The 4,157-nt window shown below is 57.4% G+C and carries 3 protein-coding genes; 2 read left to right on the top strand and 1 reads right to left on the bottom strand.

What is annotated here, in order from left to right; genetic code table 11:
- Positions 1-128: 128 nt before the first annotated feature.
- Positions 129-1,793, bottom strand: coding sequence for an electron transfer flavoprotein-ubiquinone oxidoreductase (locus ACW9JC_RS28965; protein WP_457459318.1), 1,665 nt, complete (start codon positions 1,791-1,793; stop codon positions 129-131).
- Between the two features lie 548 nt (positions 1,794-2,341).
- Here ACW9JC_RS28965 and ACW9JC_RS28970 point away from each other — a divergent pair.
- Both ACW9JC_RS28970 and ACW9JC_RS28975 read left to right on the top strand, forming a co-directional pair.
- Positions 2,342-3,091, top strand: a complete 750-nt coding sequence (locus tag ACW9JC_RS28970; RefSeq protein ID WP_007987229.1) for an electron transfer flavoprotein subunit beta/FixA family protein — start codon at positions 2,342-2,344, stop codon at positions 3,089-3,091.
- Positions 3,092-4,021 (top strand): electron transfer flavoprotein subunit alpha/FixB family protein, encoded by a 930-nt coding sequence (locus ACW9JC_RS28975; protein WP_338585344.1) that lies wholly within the window; start codon positions 3,092-3,094, stop codon positions 4,019-4,021.
- Positions 4,022-4,157: the final 136 nt, after the last annotated feature.

Raw genomic sequence — 4,157 nt, forward strand, 5'->3', positions numbered from 1 at the left:
GCATCATAGGTGCCTGATGCACCGCCATCGCGAGCAAGCTCGGCTCCTACAGTTTTTTGTGGTGTAAGCCAAATAGCAGACAACAAAAAGGCCCCCATTTCGGGAGCCTTGATGTTCAGGCGTTCGGCTTACATGTTCGGGTAAGTCGGGCCGCCGGCGCCTTCCGGCGTCACCCAGGTGATGTTCTGTGCAGGGTCCTTGATGTCGCAGGTCTTGCAGTGAACGCAGTTCTGGGCGTTGATCTGGAAGCGCTTCTCGCCGTCTTCCTTGGTGATCACTTCGTACACGCCGGCCGGGCAGTAACGCTGGGCAGGCTCATCGTACAGCGGCAGGTTCTTGCTGATCGGGATGCTCGGATCGGTCAGCTTCAGGTGGCACGGCTGCTCTTCTTCGTGGTTGGTACCGGAGATGAACACCGAGCTCAACTTGTCGAAGCTGATCTTGCCGTCCGGTTTCGGGTAGTCGATCTTCTTGCAGTCGGCGGCGAGCTTGAGGCAAGCGTAATCCGGCTTGGTGTCGTGCAGGGTGAACGGTAGTTTGCCGCCGAAGATGTTTTGGTCCAGCCAGTTGAAACCACCGCCGACGATAGCGCCGAACTTGTGGATCGCCGGGCCGAAGTTACGGCTGGCGAACAGTTCTTCGTGCAGCCAGCTGTTCTTGAACGCGTCGACGTAGCTGGTCAGCTCTTCAGTACCATCCTTGTCGGCGAACAGTGCGTCAGCCACGGATTCAGCGGCGAGCATGCCCGACTTCATCGCGGTGTGGCTGCCTTTGATCTTGGCGAAGTTCAGGGTGCCGAGGTCGCAACCGATCAGCGCGCCGCCCTTGAAGACCATTTTCGGCAGCGAGTTCAGGCCGCCCTTGCTGATGGCACGTGCGCCGTAGCTGATGCGCTTGCCGCCTTCCAGATACTGTTTGAGCACCGGGTGGTGCTTGAGGCGCTGGAACTCGTCGAACGGCGACAGGTAAGTGTTGCTGTAGGACAGATCGACGATCAGACCGACGACAACCTGATTGTTTTCCAGGTGATAAAGGAACGAACCACCGGTGTTTTCGGTGCCCATGATGTCCATCGGCCAACCGGCGGTGTGCACCACCAGGCCTGGCTGGTGCTTGGCCGGGTCGACTTCCCAGATTTCTTTCAGGCCGATGCCGTAGTGCTGCACGTCGGAATCGTTGTCGAGATTGAAGTGCTTGATCAGCTGCTTGCCGATGTGACCACGGCAACCTTCGGCGAACAGCGTGTATTTGCCACGCAGTTCCATGCCCGGGGTGTACAGGCCTTCTTTCGGATTGCCTTCACGGTCTACGCCCAGATCACCGGTGATGATCCCGCGAACGATGCCGTTTTCGTCGAACAGCGCTTCCTGAGCGGCGAAGCCCGGATAGATTTCCACACCCAGGTTTTCCGCCTGCTGAGCCAGCCAGCGGCACAGGTTGCCCAGGGAGATGATGTAGTTGCCTTCGTTGTGCATGGTCTTGGGCACAAAGAAGTCCGGAATTTTCTGCGCGCTTTCAGCGTTCTTCAGCACGAAGATGTCATCGCGCGTGACCGGCGTGTTCAGCGGTGCGCCGAGTTCTTTCCAGTCCGGGAACAGTTCGTTCAGGGCCCGTGGTTCGAACACGGCGCCGGAAAGGATGTGTGCGCCGACTTCGGAGCCTTTTTCGACCACGCAGACGCTGATTTCCTTACCGGCTTCGGCGGCCTTCTGCTTCAATCGGCAGGCGGCGGACAGGCCAGCGGGGCCGGCACCGACGATGACCACGTCGAATTCCATGTATTCGCGTTCCACAGGCTATCTCCTACTCAAGGCTCAACAGTTTTTTTCTAATTTTGGAGGTTAGGTGTCGCATCCATGAATCCCAGCGCAACGTCGGGAGCGGACAATCGATCAACCACCTTTCTCTTTGGGTGGCGCATTATATCTACACCACTCTCAGGGTCCAATACAAACGTTTGTTTGAATTGGCTCAAAGCCAGAGAAATCAAAGTCACGCGGCTTATGAACGGCTATTTTGCCGTATTGACCGGAATAGGTGTTCCGGTCAAGATACGGGCGGTTTTGCGCTCGCCGTAGGCTGACTGTTGGTTTCAAGAGCACCTCTAAAGACAGGGCGATGGCAGTAGAAAGTGATGCGCCGCGCGGGTTTGGCGCGCAGTTTACACGCCGCGATATTGAATGACTCGTCAGTCACTCCTGACGAACGGTCATCAGCATCATGAGCGAGGCTCACTTGACACATTTGCCGGCGTTTTTGGAGGTGCCCTTGCGCCCGATGAGCATCAACCGCCAGGTTCGCCTAGGCGACTTTCTTTTCACCGGAGAGTAACGAGGAATCCATGAAGGTTCTTGTAGCTGTCAAACGCGTTGTGGATTACAACGTCAAGGTCCGCGTCAAGGCGGACAATTCCGGCGTCGATCTTGCCAACGTCAAGATGTCGATGAACCCGTTCTGCGAGATCGCCGTGGAAGAAGCCGTACGCCTGAAAGAGAAAGGTGTTGCGACTGAAATCGTCGTCGTCTCCGTCGGCCCGTCCACCGCTCAAGAGCAACTGCGCACCGCGCTGGCTCTGGGTGCCGACCGCGCCATCCTCGTCGAATCCGCCGAAGATCTGACTTCCCTGGCTGTTGCCAAACTGTTGAAGGCTGTTGTCGACAAGGAACAGCCTCAGCTGGTGATCCTTGGCAAACAAGCCATCGACAGCGACAACAACCAGACTGGCCAGATGCTCGCTGCATTGAGCGGCTACGGTCAGGGCACGTTCGCTTCGAAAGTCGAGATCAGCGGCGACAGCGTTGCTGTAACCCGCGAAATCGACGGCGGCGCGCAGACAGTTTCCCTGAAACTGCCAGCCATCGTCACCACCGACCTGCGTTTGAACGAGCCGCGCTACGCGTCTCTGCCAAACATCATGAAAGCCAAGAAGAAGCCTCTCGAAGTGCTGACTCCGGACGCTTTGGGCGTTTCCACCGCCTCCACCAACAAGACCGTGAAAGTCGAAGCGCCAGCTGCACGTAGCGCGGGTATCAAGGTCAAGTCGGTGGCTGAACTGGTCGAGAAACTGAAAAACGAAGCGAAGGTAATCTAAATGACTATCTTGGTTATTGCTGAACACGACAACAAAGTGCTGGCTCCGGCCACGCTGAACACTGTTGCTGCCGCCGCCAAAATCGGTGGTGACATCCACGTTCTGGTTGCAGGCCAAGGCGCTGGCGCCGTGGCTGAAGCCGCTGCGAAAATCGCTGGCGTGAGCAAAGTCCTGAACGCTGACAATGCCGCTTACGCGCATCAGCTGCCGGAAAACGTCGCTCCTCTGGTTGCAGAGTTGGGCAAGGGCTACAGCCACATTCTGGCTGCCGCTACTTCCAACGGCAAAAACATCCTGCCGCGCGTTGCCGCTGCACTGGATGTTGACCAGATCTCCGAGATCATCTCGGTAGAAAGCGCTGACACCTTCAAGCGTCCGATCTACGCCGGTAACGCTATCGCTACCGTTCAGTCGAACGCTGCGGTCAAAGTGATCACCGTGCGTGCCACCGGTTTCGACCCGGTTGCCGCTGAAGGTGGTTCGGCTGCCGTTGAAGCCGTTGGCGCTGCTCACGACGCTGGTATCTCCAGCTTCGTTGGCGAAGAACTGGCCAAGTCCGATCGTCCGGAACTGACCGCTGCCAAGATCGTCGTTTCGGGCGGTCGCGGCATGCAGAACGGCGACAACTTCAAACACCTGTACGCCCTGGCCGACAAGCTGGGCGCTGCCGTCGGTGCTTCCCGCGCCGCGGTAGACGCAGGTTTTGTACCGAACGACATGCAGGTCGGTCAGACCGGCAAGATCGTTGCTCCACAGCTGTACATCGCCGTCGGTATTTCCGGCGCGATCCAGCACCTGGCGGGCATGAAAGACTCCAAAGTGATCGTTGCGATCAACAAGGACGAAGAAGCGCCGATCTTCCAGGTGGCCGATTACGGCCTGGTGGCGGACCTGTTCGAAGCCATCCCTGAGCTGGAGAAGCTGGTCTAATCCGGCTGCTTCACTTATAAAGAGCCCGACCTTTTGGTCGGGCTTTTTTTTGCTTTTCTTTTCTGTAGGAGCTGTCGAGTGAAACGAGGCTGCGATCTTTTGATCTTGCTCTTGATACTCAATTGAAGTCGGAAAG

This window comes from Pseudomonas sp. SDO5591_S426 (assembly GCF_054070755.1).